The organism is Paenibacillus sp. GM2FR, assembly GCF_002803325.1.
Lineage (GTDB): Bacteria > Bacillota > Bacilli > Paenibacillales > Paenibacillaceae > Paenibacillus_AQ > Paenibacillus_AQ lautus.
Map to the genome: position 1 here is coordinate 606317 of NZ_MKZM01000009.1, position 16797 is coordinate 623113.

12 protein-coding genes are annotated in these 16797 nt (G+C 52.4%); 8 read left to right on the forward strand and 4 right to left on the reverse strand.

The genetic code is table 11. From position 1 onward, the window contains the following. The first annotated feature begins 202 nt into the window (after window positions 1–202). The gene (locus PAEVO_RS23730; protein ID WP_100539980.1) at window positions 203–1249 is read left to right on the forward strand and encodes an EAL domain-containing protein; all 1047 of its coding nucleotides are present in this window, start codon (window positions 203–205) and stop codon (window positions 1247–1249) included. Between the two features lie 229 nt (window positions 1250–1478). On the opposite strand, the gene PAEVO_RS23735 is transcribed toward PAEVO_RS23730, so the two are convergent. The 3 genes from PAEVO_RS23735 to PAEVO_RS23745 form a co-directional block, all read right to left on the reverse strand. Next, window positions 1479–3782 (reverse strand): glycoside hydrolase family 65 protein, encoded by a 2304-nt coding sequence (locus PAEVO_RS23735; RefSeq protein ID WP_100539981.1) that lies wholly within the window; start codon window positions 3780–3782, stop codon window positions 1479–1481. Window positions 3783–3872: 90 nt separating this feature from the next. Continuing rightward, window positions 3873–4523, reverse strand: a complete 651-nt coding sequence (gene pgmB, locus PAEVO_RS23740; RefSeq protein ID WP_100539982.1) for a beta-phosphoglucomutase — start codon at window positions 4521–4523, stop codon at window positions 3873–3875. Between the two features lie 121 nt (window positions 4524–4644). Continuing rightward, window positions 4645–5679 (reverse strand): LacI family DNA-binding transcriptional regulator, encoded by a 1035-nt coding sequence (locus PAEVO_RS23745; protein ID WP_100539983.1) that lies wholly within the window; start codon window positions 5677–5679, stop codon window positions 4645–4647. A gap of 605 nt (window positions 5680–6284) precedes the next feature. On the opposite strand from PAEVO_RS23745, the gene PAEVO_RS23750 reads away from it, so the two are divergent. Further along, on the forward strand, window positions 6285–7982 hold the full coding sequence (locus PAEVO_RS23750; RefSeq protein WP_100539984.1) for an alpha-amylase family glycosyl hydrolase: 1698 nt from the start codon (window positions 6285–6287) through the stop codon (window positions 7980–7982). Window positions 7983–8096: 114 nt separating this feature from the next. On the opposite strand, the gene PAEVO_RS23755 is transcribed toward PAEVO_RS23750, so the two are convergent. After that, window positions 8097–10361, reverse strand: coding sequence for an ATP-binding cassette domain-containing protein (locus PAEVO_RS23755; protein WP_100539985.1), 2265 nt, complete (start codon window positions 10359–10361; stop codon window positions 8097–8099). Between the two features lie 102 nt (window positions 10362–10463). Between PAEVO_RS23755 and PAEVO_RS23760 the strand changes: the two genes are divergently transcribed. The 6 genes from PAEVO_RS23760 (at window position 10464) to PAEVO_RS23790 (ending at window position 16687) form a co-directional block, all read left to right on the forward strand. Then, the gene (locus PAEVO_RS23760) at window positions 10464–11408 is read left to right on the forward strand and encodes a helix-turn-helix transcriptional regulator (RefSeq protein WP_100539986.1); all 945 of its coding nucleotides are present in this window, start codon (window positions 10464–10466) and stop codon (window positions 11406–11408) included. A gap of 247 nt (window positions 11409–11655) precedes the next feature. Then, on the forward strand, window positions 11656–12330 hold the full coding sequence (locus PAEVO_RS23765) for a response regulator transcription factor (RefSeq protein ID WP_100539987.1): 675 nt from the start codon (window positions 11656–11658) through the stop codon (window positions 12328–12330). Further along, window positions 12327–13715, forward strand: a complete 1389-nt coding sequence (locus PAEVO_RS23770) for a sensor histidine kinase (protein WP_100539988.1) — start codon at window positions 12327–12329, stop codon at window positions 13713–13715. Before PAEVO_RS23765 ends, PAEVO_RS23770 begins: the two co-directional genes overlap by 4 nt. Window positions 13716–14317: 602 nt before the next feature. Then, window positions 14318–15238 carry an ABC transporter ATP-binding protein gene (locus tag PAEVO_RS23780; RefSeq protein ID WP_394058340.1) on the forward strand — a complete coding sequence of 307 codons (921 nt, stop codon included), beginning with the start codon at window positions 14318–14320 and terminating at the stop codon, window positions 15236–15238. Beyond that, entirely contained in the window at window positions 15235–15951 is a 717-nt protein-coding gene (locus PAEVO_RS23785) for an ABC transporter permease (RefSeq protein WP_100539990.1), read from the forward strand. The genes PAEVO_RS23780 and PAEVO_RS23785 overlap by 4 nt, the downstream gene beginning before the upstream one ends. A gap of 1 nt (window position 15952) precedes the next feature. Continuing rightward, the gene (locus PAEVO_RS23790) at window positions 15953–16687 is read left to right on the forward strand and encodes an ABC transporter permease (protein WP_100539991.1); all 735 of its coding nucleotides are present in this window, start codon (window positions 15953–15955) and stop codon (window positions 16685–16687) included. Window positions 16688–16797 lie beyond the last annotated feature (110 nt).

The window sequence follows — 16797 nt, forward strand, 5'->3', positions numbered from 1 at the left end:
TATGACGATAGTATCGACAATAGGTTGTTAAAAGCAATATAAGTCGATTTTTGTAGAATTTGGCGCAATCATTGCACGAATCTTGCGCATTTCTCCTAAAATAGGTCATAACTTCGATATAAAATCCATAAAATGCAAAGAAATCATATTCAAAATGCCGATAAGAAGCATAGTGAGAGCTAGCTTGCCAAGGAGGACGAACATGATTTGCGACAATTGCAGCACCTTTGAACCGATTGAGGACCAGGGGACCATTCATATGAAGCCTGCAAGTGGCGAGCTTATTCAGTTGCTGGCAGTGAACGGCTACACGGTACATGAAAACAATGAGGGTTGTGCTGTGAACTACAAGGTACGTGCGGACCTGATCTCCATGATGAAGTGTCTGCAGCCCCTTCCGCTGAAGATTCGTCAAGAGCTGTCCTTCTGTGTTACCGGTGGAGAAACTCCGCAAATCCGGCATTCGTGGACCCCTATGCAAAAGTTCGAACTGCAGATGGAGCATTACGATATGGTAAGTATCATTTTACATAAGCAGTTTACGAGCTACATGCAGCCCATCGTGGATTCATCCGAGCAGATCGTTGCCTACGAATTTCTCCTTCGTCCGGTAGAGTGGGGAGCCAGCTTCCAGCCGTATGAGCTGTTTGAGACAGCCCGTAAAACCGGATTGCATGCTTTCCTGGACCGGGCAGCACGAACCAGCGCCATTGAGACCAGTGCCGAGTGGCTTCCTATCGGCGTGAAGCGATTCGTGAACTTCCTGCCATCCTCCATATATGATGCGCAGATGTGTCTAAGCCACACGTTTAATACCATTGACAGGCTCCATCTGGATCCGAGGGATTTCGTATTTGAGGTTGTGGAAACCGAGAAGATTGATGATGTTGAGCATTTGCAATCGATTTTCGAGGTGTATCGCAGTCATGGAATCTCGGTAGCCATGGATGACGTTGGTGCAGGTTATTCCACATTGGAGCAGATGATTAAGCTTAAGCCGGATTATGTAAAGATCGACCGGAGTCTGATCGACCATTGCGATCGTAATCCCGCCCAGCAGAAGCAGCTCGAAATGATCACGAACATGGCTCATGATTTTGGGGCGATGGTGCTGGCTGAAGGCATTGAGAGACGGGAGGAGTTTCATTTTTGCCGAGATATCGGGATCGAGCTCGCACAGGGGTATTTGTTTGGGAAGCCATCTGAACGACCTCCGCGTGATCCCCATTCTCAACTCATCTATTCATAGCATACATAATCGGTATTTCCCCGCCATATTGATGCGGAGCTTTCACATCTGATTGCCGCAGCCTTCGGCTGAGTTCGGACAATACAGATGCTAGGCATGGTGAAGACAGGTCCTTCTGAATGAGTAATGATGCCTGAAGGAGCCCATTTTCTGTAAAAACAAGAGCCCTGGAATGTTATCCAGGGCTCTTGCTTTTATATAAGTTGGTGCATTTGAAGACGCATGCCTGTTATCTTGCGGCTTTTACCTCTCCAAATCCGTCGATGCTGTATTCCTTGCCATTCACGTTCAGGACAGCCGGCGTATCCGTTTCGTTCACGATGATGGTTTCCTTTCCTTTTACGTTGACCTTCAGGCGGGATCCGCGGAACATCACCTTGAAGGAGAAGGAAGACCAGTGACCTGGAATGAATGGATTCAAATGCAATACGCCGTCCTTCACGCGCAAGCCGCCGAACCCATGCACAACGGACATCCAGGTACCCGCCATACTGGTTGTATGACAGCCGTCCTCGGTATCGTTGTTGTAGTTGTCCAGATCCAGGCGAGCTGTACGGAGGTACATCTCGTACGCCTTCTCCTGGTACCCAAGCTCGCAGGCGAGAATGGAGTGTACGCATGGCGAAAGGGAGGACTCGTGTACCGTGAACGGTTCATAAAAGTCGAAGTTGCGTTTTTTCGTAGCCAAGTCGTACTGGTCGCCAAGGAAGAACAATCCTTGCAGCACGTCAGCCTGCTTAATGTATACCGAACGCAGAATGCGGTCCCAGGACCAGTTCTGATTCAGGGGCAGGTGGGCTGGATCCAATTCCTTCACCGGAACAAGCTCCTTGTTGAGGAACCCGTCCTGCTGCAGGAATACGCCGAGCTCATCATCTACCGGGTAGTACATTTTGCTGATGATATCCTGCCATTTGGAGGTTTCGACATCCTGCAGCGCAAGCTTCGCCGTAAGCTCGGCATAGCGGGAATTCTCGTTCTCTTTCAAGTATTCGAGCACGTCGAGCGTGTATTCCATCGTCCAGCTGGCAATACGGTTGGTGTACCAGTTGTTGTTCACGTTGTTCTCGTACTCGTTCGGACCGGTAACGCCCAGCATCATATACTGATCCTTCGCCGGTACGTAATTCACGCGCTCTTCCCAGAAACGGGAGATTTCCACGAGCACTTCCAGACCGTATTGGCCGAGGTAAGAGAAGTCGCCGGTATAATTTACATAGTTATAAATGGCATAGGCAATCGCGCCGTTACGGTGGATTTCCTCAAAGGTAATCTCCCACTCGTTATGGCATTCCTCGCCGTTCATTGTCACCATAGGATAGAGGGCGCCTTTGGTAAAGCCGAGCTTCTTGGCGTTTTCCTTCGCCTTTTTCAGATGCTTATAACGATAAATCAGCAAGTTGCGGGAGATGCTGGCATCCGCGGTGCTCAGGTAGAACGGAAGGCAATAAGCCTCGGTATCCCAGTAGGTGCTGCCGCCGTATTTCTCCCCGGTGAAGCCCTTCGGCCCGATATTCAGACGGTCGTCTTCGCCGCTGTAGGTTTGGTTCAGCTGGAAGATGTTAAAGCGGATCGCTTGCTGGGCCGCTACATCGCCTTCAATGACGATATCGCTTTCCTTCCATTTATCACCCCATGCATCGGCCTGCTCCTTCAGGAGCTGCTCGAATCCGGTCCGCACCGCCGGCTCCAGCAGAGCACGTGCAGCATCCACCAATTCGCCGAATCCATAATTGCGGGAAGTAACGTTAGCGACATATTTATAGATGGTGATGGCTTCGCCTTCAGATACCGGCACGCTTACGCGGTTCCCCGCATATTTCTCTTTCTCCACCAGTTCGGCTTGAAGTTCCAGCTTCTCGCCGTTCTTTAAAATGGTATAAGACATGACAGAGGTTACGTGGAAATCGAGTTTTTTGGTCTTCACGGTCAACGCAGCAGAACCTTGCGCCGCTTCCTTGAATACCTCTAGCCAGAATTTCTCGTCATAGTTGGAGTCCTTGTTCTTCACATCGCCATCGAGATATGGCGTTATCGTAAGCTCTCCAGCGAAATTGAGCGGAGTTACGGCATATCGAATGGCGCCGATCTCGTGGCGTACAATGCTGACAAAACGAACAGCTTCAACCTTGAGCTCTTTGCCGTCTTCCATGACAGCAGTGAAGCTGCGGGAGAGGAAGCCTTCCTTCATATTCAACTCACGCACAAAATCCTTCACCGTGCATTGGGCCAGATCAAGCGGCGCGCCGTCGATTTCAATGCCGATGCCAATCCAATTGGTGCTGTTCAGCACTTTGGCAAAATATTCAGGATAACCGTTCTTCCACCAGCCTACACGGGTTTTATCCGGATAATACACACCGGCCATATAACTGCCCTGCAGGGAGGAGCCGCTGTAGGATTCCTCGAAGTTGGCGCGCTGGCCCATAAATCCGTTCCCGATACTGAAGATACTCTCCGAGATCTCATGCGTGTGAGGATCAAAGCCCTCCTCAATAATTGACCATTCATCAAGCTTTAAATATTGTTTCACAATCATCGGCTCCTTTGTTTTTAGGAAAAATGGTTGCAGATCTATATGGGATGAAACTACTGGATGCCGTAAGCATGTGTACGCATTCGCTTACAACTCCTGTAGACGATCCACTGTGAATCCTTCCAGGGAGGGAAGAACGATGTTGGCCCGCCCCAAGGTTTCAGGCGAACCGATGCCGACGCTGCGCATGCCCGCGCGCGTGGCAGCCTCGATTCCGGCTTCGGCATCCTCGAATACGACGCAGGCGTCAGGCCGGACGCCAAGCTCATGAGCACCCATCGTAAATACCTCTGGATCCGGTTTCGCTTGGGCAGTCTTCGTTCCATCGATAATGGCGTCGAAGTAAGGCGTGAGGCCGGTATTGTTCAGGATCAGCATCGCGTTTTTGCTGGCAGAGCCCAGCGCAACCTTGATGCCGCGGTCCTTTAGCGCTTGGATAAATTCGAGGGCTCCAGGCAAAATCTCGGATTCATCCATGTTGGAAATATACTCGACATACCAGGCGTTCTTCTTCTCGGCCAGTGCCAGCTTCGCGCTTTCATCCAGCGTCACTCCGCCAACCTCGAGCAGAATATCGAGGGAGGCCATGCGGCTTACTCCCTTCAGGCGTTCATTGTCCTGCTCCGTGAATTCAAAGCCGAGTTCCCCGGCAAGACGCTTCCAGGCAATGTAGTGGTACTTGGCGGTATCCACCAGAACGCCGTCAAGATCAAATAAACAAGCGGATATGGATGACATGAACATCCTCCTTAACGAATTAGTGCAAACGTTTGAACCAAACTGCAAAAATAAAGGAAGCACCACGATGCTTCTTTATTTTGAAAATACTTCGTGTATCTTCCGCGACTCGATCGGGACCTTAAGGCTTCGGCAGCGAAAACATCGAGGATTCGCGGATCATCAACCGGTGCGGAATGATATAGCGGTGCGGCAGTATCGTATTATCATCGTTACGAATGGTCTGGATTAGGGCTTGAGAGGCGGTATAACCCAGGTTATAAATCCCGATGTCCACACTGCTCAGCGGCGGGGTCGATAGTTCGGTCAATGAGATGTTGTTGAAACTGATAATAGACACATCTTCGGGCACCTTATACCCTAGCTCATGCAGTCCCCGCAGCACGCCGAAAGAGACAATATCGTCAACAATGACAAGCGCCGTCGGACGTTCAGGCAGGTTCATGAAAAAGGACATGGCGCGATAGCCGCTCTCCTGGAGGAACTCGCCTTCGACAATCCATTCTTTTCTCATCTCCAGACCCGCATCGGCAAGCGCTTTGCCATAGCCTTTCATCCGGTCCTGAGATACGATCAGGTTTGGCGGGCCGCTGACAAAGCCGATTCGTTGATGTCCAAGAGAGATCAGATGCTTGGTTGCATCATAGGCAGCCTGCACATTATCCGTATCGACGGATAACAGATCCGGGTATTTCTCGCTCCGGCCGACAAGCACGAACGGATAGTTGTTGGACTTGAGAAAATCGACCACCTTATCGTCCTGCCTGGAGTACAGCAAAATGGCTCCATCGACGCGGCGACCGTTAAGCAGCCGGGATACGGCTTCGACTTCTTCCTTCTCGTTGCCGCCCGAACTGAGAACGACGTCGTATCCGGAGCGGTTCGCTTGGGTGACGATACCGCGGATCAGTTCCATGAAGAATAAGTTGAGGAACAATTCTTCCGCAGGTTTCGGCAGAATGACGCATATGCTTTCCGTCGTTTTGGAAACAAGGCTCTTGGCCATAATATTGGGATGGTAGCCCATTTCCTCCATGATCTCTTTCACCTTACGCGAGGTTTCGCGACTGATTCTAGGATGATTGGATAGCACCCGTGAGACGGTGGAGGGGGATACGCCCGCTCGTTTTGCAACATCTTTAATCGTTACAGACATAATAGGACCTCCAGTGGAACCGTTTGCGTTTTTTTGAAAATAAGAAAGCGACTACTGGAGTTCTCTCTTAATTCAGAAGAGTAACTTCCGCTAATCGCGGACCGTTCTTCTTTATTTAATTGTGGGTCTGTCAGGCCCTGAGTATACATGATACCTATTGATTTAAAGCCATATTGATCCGGTATGTTAAACGGTTTCACACTGCTATATTAACGTTAATCGATAGGCTTGTAAATACGTATCCAAGTCAGTCCAGCGCAATTATTTCACAAATGCATCAAAAAGGAAGCAAGGGTTAGAAAACGGGAGAAAGGGCGTTATTATGGCCAGAAAAGCCCGACAAACAACTCAAAACGGCATTGTGCAAACGATTTAACAAAGAAAAGAAGTGGGTTATGATATGGATGGATAAAAACGAGTCCTCACCTACGAAAGAAGATGAATTTTAAGTTGAACCACAGAACGTAACCGTTTTACTGGAAAACAATAGTGGAATCGAATACAAACGTTTGCGCTAATCTAAATTGCTGTAGAGATCCATTTGAATAGATAAGTGCAGTAACTGGATGAACTTCAGCTGCTGCAACGAACAGGAGGTAAACAACGTGATACGTAATCAATGGGGAAAACGCAGGGGGCTGCCTCTTTGGCTCGCCGCCATTGCGCTTACGGGAAGTCTGCTGGCAGGCTGCAGCGACACAGCGGCTCCACCGCAAGAGGAAGCTAAGCCGCCAGCGGCACCGGAAACGAAACAGCCGGATCCGAAAGCGCCCGCAACAATGGAAACAGCGGAGGTGGACGAGCAGCCCTCCGATGTCTATTATGAAATTTTTGTACGCTCATTCTATGATTCCGATGGGGATGGGATCGGTGATTTACAAGGCGTCATTGAGAAGCTGGATTATCTGAATGACGGAAATCCGGAAACTTCAGAGGATCTTGGCGTGACGGGGATTTGGCTGATGCCGATCAATCCTTCGCCAAGCTATCATGGCTATGATGTGACCGACTATCGTTCCATCCATACGGAGTACGGAACAATGGATGACTTCAAGACGCTGCTTGCTGAAGCGGATAAGCGCGGAATCAAAATTATTGTGGATTTGGTAGTCAATCACACAAGCACGGAGCATGCCTGGTTTAAGCAGGCTGCGAAAGACAAGGCTTCGGCGACCCGCGATTGGTACATCTGGGCTGAGGATCAAGGGAAGTCCCCTTCGGGGGCCAGCGCGGCAGGCAGTGGTTCGCCTTGGCACGAGATGAACGGAGCCCATTACATGGGCACGTTTTGGGGCGGAATGCCGGACCTGAACTTCGATCATCCCCAGGTCCGCGAGGAGATGAAGGAGATCGGGAGGTTCTGGCTGGAGCTCGGTGTTGATGGGTTCCGGATCGATGCAGCCAAACATATTTATGAGGATCTGATGTCCGATAAAGGCGAGGCGACAACGGCCAAGAATACAGCATGGTGGCAGGAATTCCGCGCCAGCATGAGTGAGGTGAATCCGGACGCGTATATTGTCGGTGAAATTTGGGATAATTCCGCTGCGGTCATTGCGCCGTATCTGGATAACGCGTTTGATTCCGGGTTCAACTTCGGACTGGGCGAGAGCATCATCGGTGCTGTGATGAACGAGAAGGATAACAATCTGGCCTTTACCTTGGAGCGGACTTATGGTTTGTTCAGCCAGGTATCGGGCGGCAGGTTTACGGATGCCGCATTCTTGACAAATCATGACATGAACCGTGTCATATCGCAGCTGAAGGACAATGAGAACCACGCCAAGATGGCCGCGGGCATTCTACTGACCATGCCGGGCAATCCGTTTATCTATTACGGAGAAGAGATCGGGATGAAGGGAGCGAAGCCGGACGAACAAATCCGCGAGCCGATGATCTGGTCCAATACGGGCAGCGATAAGGGACAGACGACCTGGGAGCCGCTTAAGCATAACCGGGGCGATCAGGTACAGGGCGTGGAGCAGCAGACGGGAGACCCGGACTCTTTGTTATCCCGTTACCGCACGTTGATCCGTTGGCGGCATGATATGCCTGCGCTGAACAGCGGTACGATTGAATCCTTTGCTTCCGGCAATGGGCAGGTGATGGCTTATATCCGCCGTACAAACGATAGCGGTGCCCTAGTGGTTCATAACCTATCGGGTACGGAGCAGGCGGTGGACCTGGCATCGAAGAACGGATCTGCGGTATTCCAGTCATTGGCGAGAACAACCGACGACAGCGCGGCATTGGATGGTAACAGCTTAACGCTGCCGCCCTATACGACCGTCATATTGGAGTAGGCCCTTTCCTGACTAATACAGCGAAACATGGCAAGACCCCGAGCCCCTAAGGGGTGCTCGGGGTCTTTTTGACCGTTAGGGTCTTCCGTATGAGAGCCTGGAAGGCCTAGATGTCTAGCCTTGAAACTGCCGTAAATATCTGGCCGTTAGGGAATGCGGGTGTTTCAGCAGATCGGCCGGTTTGCCGGAGAACAGGACATTTCCGCCGTCTTGCCCCGCGCCGGGTCCCATGTCGATAATCCAATCGGCCTGGCTGATGATGTCCAGATTATGCTCGATCACAATGACCGTGCTGTTCTGAGCGACAAGTCGGTTGATGATGGACATTAGCCGCTCGCAATCGGACAGATGGAGACCGGTTGAGGGTTCGTCCAGCACGTAAATCTCACCTGTATTATCGAGCTCCGCTGCCAGTTTCACCCGCTGCCGTTCCCCTCCCGACAGCGTGCTTAAGGGCTGACCGAGCGTCAAATAACCCAGTCCAACATGCTGAATACGCTGAAGCGCGGATACGATGCCCTTTTCCGCAAAATAATCCAGCGCTTCGTCGGTGGTCATGGCGAGCACGTCACTGATGGTTTTACCGCGAAGTTGATAGCCCAGAACGTCATCATGAAAGCGGCGGCCCCGGCAGGCTTCGCAAACCGTAACCAGGCTGTCCATAAAAGCCAGATCCATCGTAATCGTGCCGGAGCCGTTACACACCGGACAAGCCCCCTTGGCATTAAAGCTGAACAGGGATGGACTTACCTGATTCTCGTCGGCGAACAGCTTGCGGATGGCATCAAAAATGCCCGTAAACGTCGCGATATTGGAGCGGTTGGACGCCTGAATCATATCCTGGTTCATAATGTTGGCTTCTGGATAAATGTTTGGCAGCACCTGGTTAATGAGCGTGCTTTTACCTGAGCCGGCAACGCCTGTTACCACCGTGAGCACTCCGGCCGGAATGCTCACGGACACCTGCTTCAGATTGTGAAGGGAGGCGTCTTTTATGTGCAGCCATCCGGCCGGCTCCCGGACCGCGGACTTTAACCGGGCGCGTTGACTGAGATATTTTCCTGTCAGGGTGTTGGCGTGCCGCAACCCTTCCGGGTCTCCCTCATATACAATCGTACCGCCAGCGGTGCCGGCTCGCGGCCCCATATCGACAATATGATCCGCAATCCCGATGACGTCGGGATCATGCTCCACGATGATGACCGTGTTTCCCTTATCCCGAAGCTGTCGCAGCAGGCGGTTCATGTTGTGCACATCGTGCGGATGCAGGCCGATGCTGGGCTCGTCAAAAATATACGTCAAATCCGTCAAGCTGCTCCCCAACTGGCGCACCATTTTGATGCGCTGGGACTCGCCGCCGGACAGGGTCGAGGTTTCCCGGTCCATCGTCAGGTAGCCGATCCCGACCAGAAGCAGCTGCTCCAGCCGAGTTATGCAGGTTTCCACGATGGTTGCTGCCGCCGAATCCCGGATTGTCTGCAAAAAGGCGATCAGCTCATTGACCTGCATCCGTGCACAGTCGGCGATGGAGGTTCCGTTGATTTTGCAGGAGAGCACCTCCTGATTCAGTCTTCCGCCGTGGCATAACGGGCAGGCGGTCTCGGCCACCACTTGATCGATGGCTTCCCTATAAGTCCTCGCATCCCGTGAATCCTTGCTCAGGAATGTCCGCTCGAATCGCGGGATAATGCCTTCATAATACGAGGTGGGCGGCCATTCCTCCGTCGGGTTCGGCGGTTTAAAGCCAGTTTTATACAGCAGCGTGTCCCATTCTTCCTCGGTGTAATCCTTCAGTTTCTTATCATTATCAAACAGGCCTGTGGCGACATAACGCTTCCAGCGGAACTCCCCCGGGCGGAATGTCGGGAACCGGATGGGGCCTTCGTTCAGCGATTTCTCCTTGTCGATCAAGTTCTCGATCCGAAAGCTGTTCACTTTGCCCAGCCCCTCGCAATGAGGGCACATGCCTTGCGGGTTGTTAAAGGAAAACACATCCGAATATCCGACAAAAGGCTGGCCTATCCGGGAGAATAACAAGCGCAGCAAGGAATGGATATCGGTGATGGTTCCTACGGTGGAACGGGCATTGCCGCCGATTCTTTTCTGATTGACTACGATCGCGACCGACAGGTTCTCAACCGAATCGACCTCCGGCTGCCCGTAATGCGGGAGGCGATGACGGATAAAGCTGGAATACGTCTCATTCAGCTGACGCTGGGATTCCGCGGCAATCGTATCGAAGACCATGGCGGATTTGCCGGAACCCGACACACCGGTGAATACCGTGATTTGTTTTTTGGGAATAGACAGGCTTACGTTACGCAGGTTTTTGTTTCGGGCACCGTTTACCTTGATGGCCCGTTCCATGTGGTCGCTCATCATGAGGGCTCCTTTCTTGTATCGTTTTGACCTTGACACAGCAATAGCATATCTTATAAACATGACAATTATTGTCTAGTTATTGTGTGTAAGGAGGGTATTATGTCAAAAGCGAAGCAGCTTATGGATGTCATGATGTATGTCAATGCCAAAAGGAGCTTTACCGCTCAGGAAGTGGCCGATGAGTTCGGCGTTTCCGTTCGCACGGCGCACCGGTATTTAACCGAGATCAGCGATATGGGCGTTCCTTTATATACCGAGCAAGGGCGGCACGGGGGATACCGTACGTTGAAGAGTCGCGTTCTTCCGCCGATCCTGTTCGATGAAGATGAAGTGTTTGCTATTTTTTTTGCCTTCCAAGCCTTGAAGCGTTATACCTCGTTACCGTTTGAGCTGAATATCGGCTCTGCCTCACGCAAGCTGCTGGCCGGATTTCCGGAGGATACCAAAATGATGATCAGCCGTCTGGAATCGGTGCTGACATTCTGGAGTCCAAGCAGAACGGCAGGCTCCCCCTATCTAAAAGACGTCATTGAAGCCGCTCTACATCAGCGGGCTGTACGGATCAGCTATCGTTCCAAATCGGGTACGAGCGACCGGGAAGTGCTGCCGATCGGCGTTTATGCCCAGGATGGTTTATGGTATATGCCCGCCGTGGAGCACGAGAAAGAGGGGGTGCGCCTGTTCCGCATGGACCGGATGGAATCCTTAGTCCTAACCGATAACATCTGTGTGGCGGACATTAGCATGCAGGAATGGCTTGAGGACTATCCCATTCGGGAGCCTGTTCGATTATACGCCGAGCTGACTAGGGAAGGGGCAAGACAGTGCGAGAGCATTCCGTGGCTGGAGGACGAGGTGGCCATGCAAGATGAGCACCGGGGCGTTGTGGATACCGTCGTCGATCGCAATGATGTTGAATATGTCGCTCAAGTCTTCCTGCGTCTGGGTATGGAGGCGAAAGTCATTGAACCTCCGGAGATCGTTGATATGCTAAGGGAGAAGGCAAGGCAGCTGAGCCTGCATTACGGAGTATTGGATACATAGGGTGCCCGGATCACGCAAGGGCCGTAAGATAAAGTGGCGTGGAGTGCACGGAGTTAGATTCAGAGAAAGGCGATGGAGGATCAAGGCAGGTTAGCGAATCAGATGCCTGCACGCTTGGTATCCCATGATACAATGACAAATGATGGAATCATGTATAGCTAAATAGATACGGTTTTTTTGTCTTAAAGGATCTAGGGAGCCCCTTCTCAGGGGAGATGAATATTAGCACGAGAAAGGAAGATGGCTTATGAGCGCATGCATTCTATATATCGAGGACGACCGGGAGATCGGCGGATGGGTCAGTGAGTTTCTTAGGGACAAGGGGTATGAGGTGCGGTGGCTGCTGAGCGGAGAGAAGGCCGTGGAGGAAGCGGCTCCGTGTGCGGTCGTTGTTCTGGACGTCATGCTCCCGGGGCTTGACGGCTTCACGGTCGGGCAGCGTCTCAAAAAGGCCTATCCCGGACTGCCTATCCTGATGCTGTCGGCCCGAACCTCCATTGACGATAAGCTGCAGGGGCTCGAGTTTGCCGATGATTACTTGACAAAGCCTTTCCATCCGGACGAGCTGGCTGCCCGTCTGGAGGTGCTTCTGCGCCGATCTGTCGTGAAGTCCGCGGAGCCCATGAGAGTAAAGCACTTATCCGTATATGAAGCCGAGAATCGGATCGTGAACGAAGATACCGGCGAGGAGACGCTGCTCACAGGCAAGCAGCATCAAATCTTTATGTACTTGCTCCAGCACCAGGGGCGTGTCATGACCAAGGAGCAAATCTACGAATCGGTTTGGGGAGAGTCTTATATCGAAGGAGACAAGACGCTCATGGTCCACATCCGGTACCTTCGGGAGAAGCTCGAGCGGGATCCTGCCACCCCGGAGATTATTGAGACCGTTCGCGGGCTTGGTTACCGGGTGAGAGCATGAGATGGAAAAGGAAGCAGGGAAGGTTCCGCAATTCGCTGACCAACCGGTATTTGCTGTTAATTTCGATGGCCATGATATTCATGCCGATCATGTTTCCGTTAGCGTCGATTTTCTACTGGTTCGTGAACGATACGTTCTCGGATCGGCCGCCGGCCCCTGTCGGGAAGTATACCAGCGGTGCCGCGTTAGAGAAAATGTGGCACGAGGAAGCAGCCGGATTAAGCGGAGCTTCGCGGGAAGCCATTGAACAGAAGCTGAATTCAATACGGCAGGAGTATCCGGAAATCTCCATGTTCTGGGTGGATGGAGGCAATGAGACCAGGCTGCAGCTGCCGGTGCAGCCTAACGTTCCCGAGGTATGGAGCGCGCTCTACACCGTGCAATTTATGAAAAGCTCCCTGGATGGCGATCCGTTCACCTCCGTGGCTTTTATTGGAGGAGAGGGATCGGGAGAAGGATTCATGGTCATGCAGCTGCCGAGAAAATACCTCCATGTCCAGCAGCCTATTGCGAGCGAAACGGCCCTGTACGGCCTGTTTATGGCCTCGATGTCGGGACTGTTCATTCTGGTCTCCTGGCTGTTCTTCGTGCGCATCCGCAAGCGGCTGCTGCGACTTCGCTTTGCCATGACGTCACCTCATACGGTGAAGGGCATACCGCAGCCGGTTACGTTAACCAAGCATGACGAGATTGGACAGCTGGAAGAGGGCTATAACGATATGGTCATCCAATTAGTGGAGGGGCAGCGCCGCCAGCGCGAGGAAGAAGAGCTGCGCAAATCCCTGATCGCCAATTTGTCCCATGATCTCAGAACCCCGCTGACGGTGATTCGAAGCCATATTTTCTCCATGGAGCGGGAGCCGCTGAGCGAGAAGGGGAAAGAATCGTTGTCCCTCATCGAATCGAAAATCTCGGATTTAAGCGGCCTGATCGACAACTTGTTGTCCTACAACTTGCTCACCAGCGGCAGGGTGCAGCTGAGCATGGAGCCGACCGACGTTCTGCGAATCGTCAAGGAAAGCGCGGCGGCCTGGTATCCCGTATGGGAGAAGGCGGGGATCGAGCCCGATATCCAGGTGCGTGACGAGCCGCTGAGCTGGACCGTGGACGTGCTGTGGTTCCGAAGGCTTCTTGATAATCTGTTCCAAAATGTCGTCCGCCACGCCCAATCCGGGCAGTACATCGGAATTCATACCGAGGAGAGAGAGGGGCATGAGGGCATGCTTGTCATTTCGGATCGCGGACCGGGAATCGAAAGCGACTCCGGCAACAAAGGCACAGGCATCGGCCTGGCCATCGTGGAGCACCTGACAAGGGAAATGGGACTTGGATGCCATGTGGAAAGCTCGGACGAGGGGACGAGGATCCGCATCTGGAAGCGGTGAGTAAACAAAGGGTGTACATGCGGGCGAAGAGCGAGGTCATTTCTAGCGGGAGTCATATGCAATTCAGGTGACTTTTCTCTGTTATGAGCACTTAGGCTGAGAAGTGAAGGATTCAAACCGCTTGAGGCTGTCATAGAAAGTGATTACGAACCACTGGATATACGAGAAGGAATCGGAATTTGCCGGTTCCTTTTTTGGTTGCGGAATTACACAAGCGTTCGTGTTCCTGGGTATTCTTGGAATGGCTGTCGACCATATATGATTTAAAAGTGGCGGGGGAGGCATTTATGGTTTTGGGTACGTCCGATTTTTACTATGAACATTCCACGTGTACACCAGCGAAGGGGACGGAATCGTTGCTGGAGAAGCGAAGCGTTCGCCAATAAATCCGGGAAACCCCCGCTGGGCAAATTCCGGTTTTCTGGATTTAACAGCGATCGGAAGAAAGATCCGGCACCGGAGCGGCCTTAGCTGCACCAAGTGACTCATAGCTCTTTTCACGAAATAACCGTTTGGATAGGCTGCCAGTTTTTTTAAAGTAAATTTAAACTTGGGGTCGACCGGCATTTAACCTTGGACATGTAGGATATATACCTGAGGTGATGAACGTGACGGAACTCGTCATTCAAACGAAAGGCTTATATAAAATATACAAAAAACGCGCGGCAGTCGTGGATTTGAACCTGGAGATCGCCCGCGGCGATATTTATGGCTTCCTGGGACCGAACGGTGCCGGAAAAACAACCACCATCCGCATGCTGCTTGGACTCATTCAACCAACGCGTGGCGCGATTCATTTGTTCGGCAAGGATTTGAAGAGTGAAAAAATGGACATTTTACGCCGGACCGGATCGCTCGTGGAGTACCCATCGTATTACGGCCACTTGACGGCCGTAGAGAATCTGGAAGCGATTCGCCGGATTACCGGCGGCCCGAAGTCCCGCATCGCGGAAGTGCTGGAGATCGTCTCCTTGACGAAGGAGGCCAAGCGTCCGGTCAAGGGATACTCGCTCGGGATGAAGCAGCGTCTTGGCATCGCGGCCGCCCTGCTGAACCATCCGGAGCTGCTCATTCTGGATGAGCCGACCAACGGCCTGGATCCGTCCGGGATACATGAAATCCGGGAGCTGATCAAGAATATGCCGCGCCAATACGGCATTACCGTGCTGGTATCCAGTCACCTGCTGGGCGAGGTCGAGCAGATGGCGGACAAAGTCGGCATTATCCGTGAAGGAAGGATGGTGTTCCAGGATACGATCGACAATCTGGTATCCACGGCTTCCAGCGGTTTCCGCTTATCGGTATCCGAGCCGGAGGCAGCGCTCGGATTGGCGCTGGACCTGGGCTGTGAAGGAGTTCTTCGTAATCAGATGCTGGAACTGGAGAGCATGCAGGATGCCAAGATCGCGCAACTCGTGAAGCGCTTGGTGGAGAACCAGCATGCGGTATACCGGGTGGAAGAGCAGCGGAGGTCGCTCGAGGATATCTTCATGCAGATCGTAGGGGAGGGAAGCCGGGTATGATGTTCCGTGCGCTTTCTGCCGATTGGCTGAAAATCCGGGGCAAAGGCATCTGGTTTCTCGCTGCGCTCGGTCCCATTGGACTGGCAGCAATGCAAGGGCTGAACTTCGGACTTCGCTATGATTACCTGATGAAATCCTACGCGGCAGATCCCTGGGGCGGGCTGCTGGAGAACGTGCTGTTTTTCGTGCCGATTGCCCTTTTTCTCGGGATTACGCTGGTCTGTTCGCTGATGGCCAACGTGGAGCATCAGCTGAGCTCATGGAAACAGCTTCTGGCATTGCCTATTTCCAGAACGGCAGTATTTAGTGCCAAGTTCCTGCAGGCCTTCCTAATTCTCTGCGTATCCTGTCTCCTTCTGTCGATCAGTACCGCCGTGCTTGGCATCCTACTGGGGATGGGCGCAGATCAAATGCCGTATCTGGATCTGCTGCGCATCGGTTTTGTGCAATTATTTGCTGCGCTTCCCATGCTGGCCTTTCAGCTGTGGATGTCATTGACCCTCAAGAACCAGGGAATCGCGGTTGGAATCGGGATTACCGCCTCCGTTGTATCGATGTTTGCCATGCAATTCCCTGATTGGATGCCGTTAAAGTGGCCGCTGCTGGCTTATATGGGGCCAGGAGAAGCCAAGGTCATCGGAGCGGGCTTGCTGCTGGGTGCAGTGATAACGTGCGCGGGCCTGATTCATTTTAACCGAAAGGATGTGGATTAAGATGACATCCTATATAAGAGCGGTGTCTGCCGAGTGGCTTAAGCTGTCCAAATCCAAATTGTGGCCGCAGATTTTCCTGTGCGCGATTCTGGTCATGATGCTGGGCATATTGAATGGGAAGCCTGAGGAGCTTGCGCCATGGGAGCATCTGATCAGCATTATGATCATTTTGCATGCCATGCTGCTGCTCCCGATTCTAACAGGTATTTTTAGTGCGATGGTGTGCCGGTATGAGCATTCGGGCGGGGGATGGAAGCAGCTGCTCGTCCTGCCGGTTTCTCGCGGAGCCGTCTATTTTGCGAAGTTCTCGGTGGTAGCCATGCTGCTTGCCGTGGTGCAGTTACTGTTCATGGGAGCCGTGTTGGGAGCCGGTTTGATCCACAAGGTGGATGCTCCGATTCCGTGGGAAATGCTGCTGCGCTGCGTGCTTGGTGGCTGGATTGCCTGCTTGCCGCTGGCCGCCCTGCAGCTTGGAGTCTCCACGGCATGGAGCAGCTTTGCCGCTCCGCTGGCATTGAACGTTGTGTTTACCATACCGAACATGCTGGTGGCCAACTCGCAGACGTATGCTCCATACTATCCGTGGACACAGCCGTTTCTGGCGATGATGCCCGTGGGTCAAGCCGATTTTGGCGCCTTCAACCTGCCGTTTCAGAATCTCATGACCGTGGTGGTGGGCGGGTTTCTACTATTCTTTCTCGCGGGCTTCGTCTATTTTCAGCGGAAAGAAGTGTAACCTTCAGAACTGAATTTCCGGCTTGCTTGGTTTCATGAAAAGGAGCTGCTCCTGGCCTTTACGGCCTGTTGGAGCAGCTCTTTTTTTATATTCCTATGTGTAACGAACCC

What these genes read in the sequence shown, in the direction of transcription:
- PAEVO_RS23730 (WP_100539980.1), top strand. Translation starts at nt 203, where the DNA reads ATGATTTGCGACAATTGCAGCACCTTTGAACCGATTGAGGACCAGGGG.
- pgmB (WP_100539982.1), bottom strand. Translation starts at nt 4,523, where the DNA reads ATGTCATCCATATCCGCTTGTTTATTTGATCTTGACGGCGTTCTGGTG.
- PAEVO_RS23745 (WP_100539983.1), bottom strand. Translation starts at nt 5,679, where the DNA reads ATGTCTGTAACGATTAAAGATGTTGCAAAACGAGCGGGCGTATCCCCC.
- PAEVO_RS23755 (WP_100539985.1), bottom strand. Translation starts at nt 10,361, where the DNA reads ATGAGCGACCACATGGAACGGGCCATCAAGGTAAACGGTGCCCGAAAC.
- PAEVO_RS23760 (WP_100539986.1), top strand. Translation starts at nt 10,464, where the DNA reads ATGTCAAAAGCGAAGCAGCTTATGGATGTCATGATGTATGTCAATGCC.
- PAEVO_RS23765 (WP_100539987.1), top strand. Translation starts at nt 11,656, where the DNA reads ATGAGCGCATGCATTCTATATATCGAGGACGACCGGGAGATCGGCGGA.
- PAEVO_RS23770 (WP_100539988.1), top strand. Translation starts at nt 12,327, where the DNA reads ATGAGATGGAAAAGGAAGCAGGGAAGGTTCCGCAATTCGCTGACCAAC.
- PAEVO_RS23780 (WP_394058340.1), top strand. Translation starts at nt 14,318, where the DNA reads ATGAACGTGACGGAACTCGTCATTCAAACGAAAGGCTTATATAAAATA.
- PAEVO_RS23785 (WP_100539990.1), top strand. Translation starts at nt 15,235, where the DNA reads ATGATGTTCCGTGCGCTTTCTGCCGATTGGCTGAAAATCCGGGGCAAA.
- PAEVO_RS23790 (WP_100539991.1), top strand. Translation starts at nt 15,953, where the DNA reads ATGACATCCTATATAAGAGCGGTGTCTGCCGAGTGGCTTAAGCTGTCC.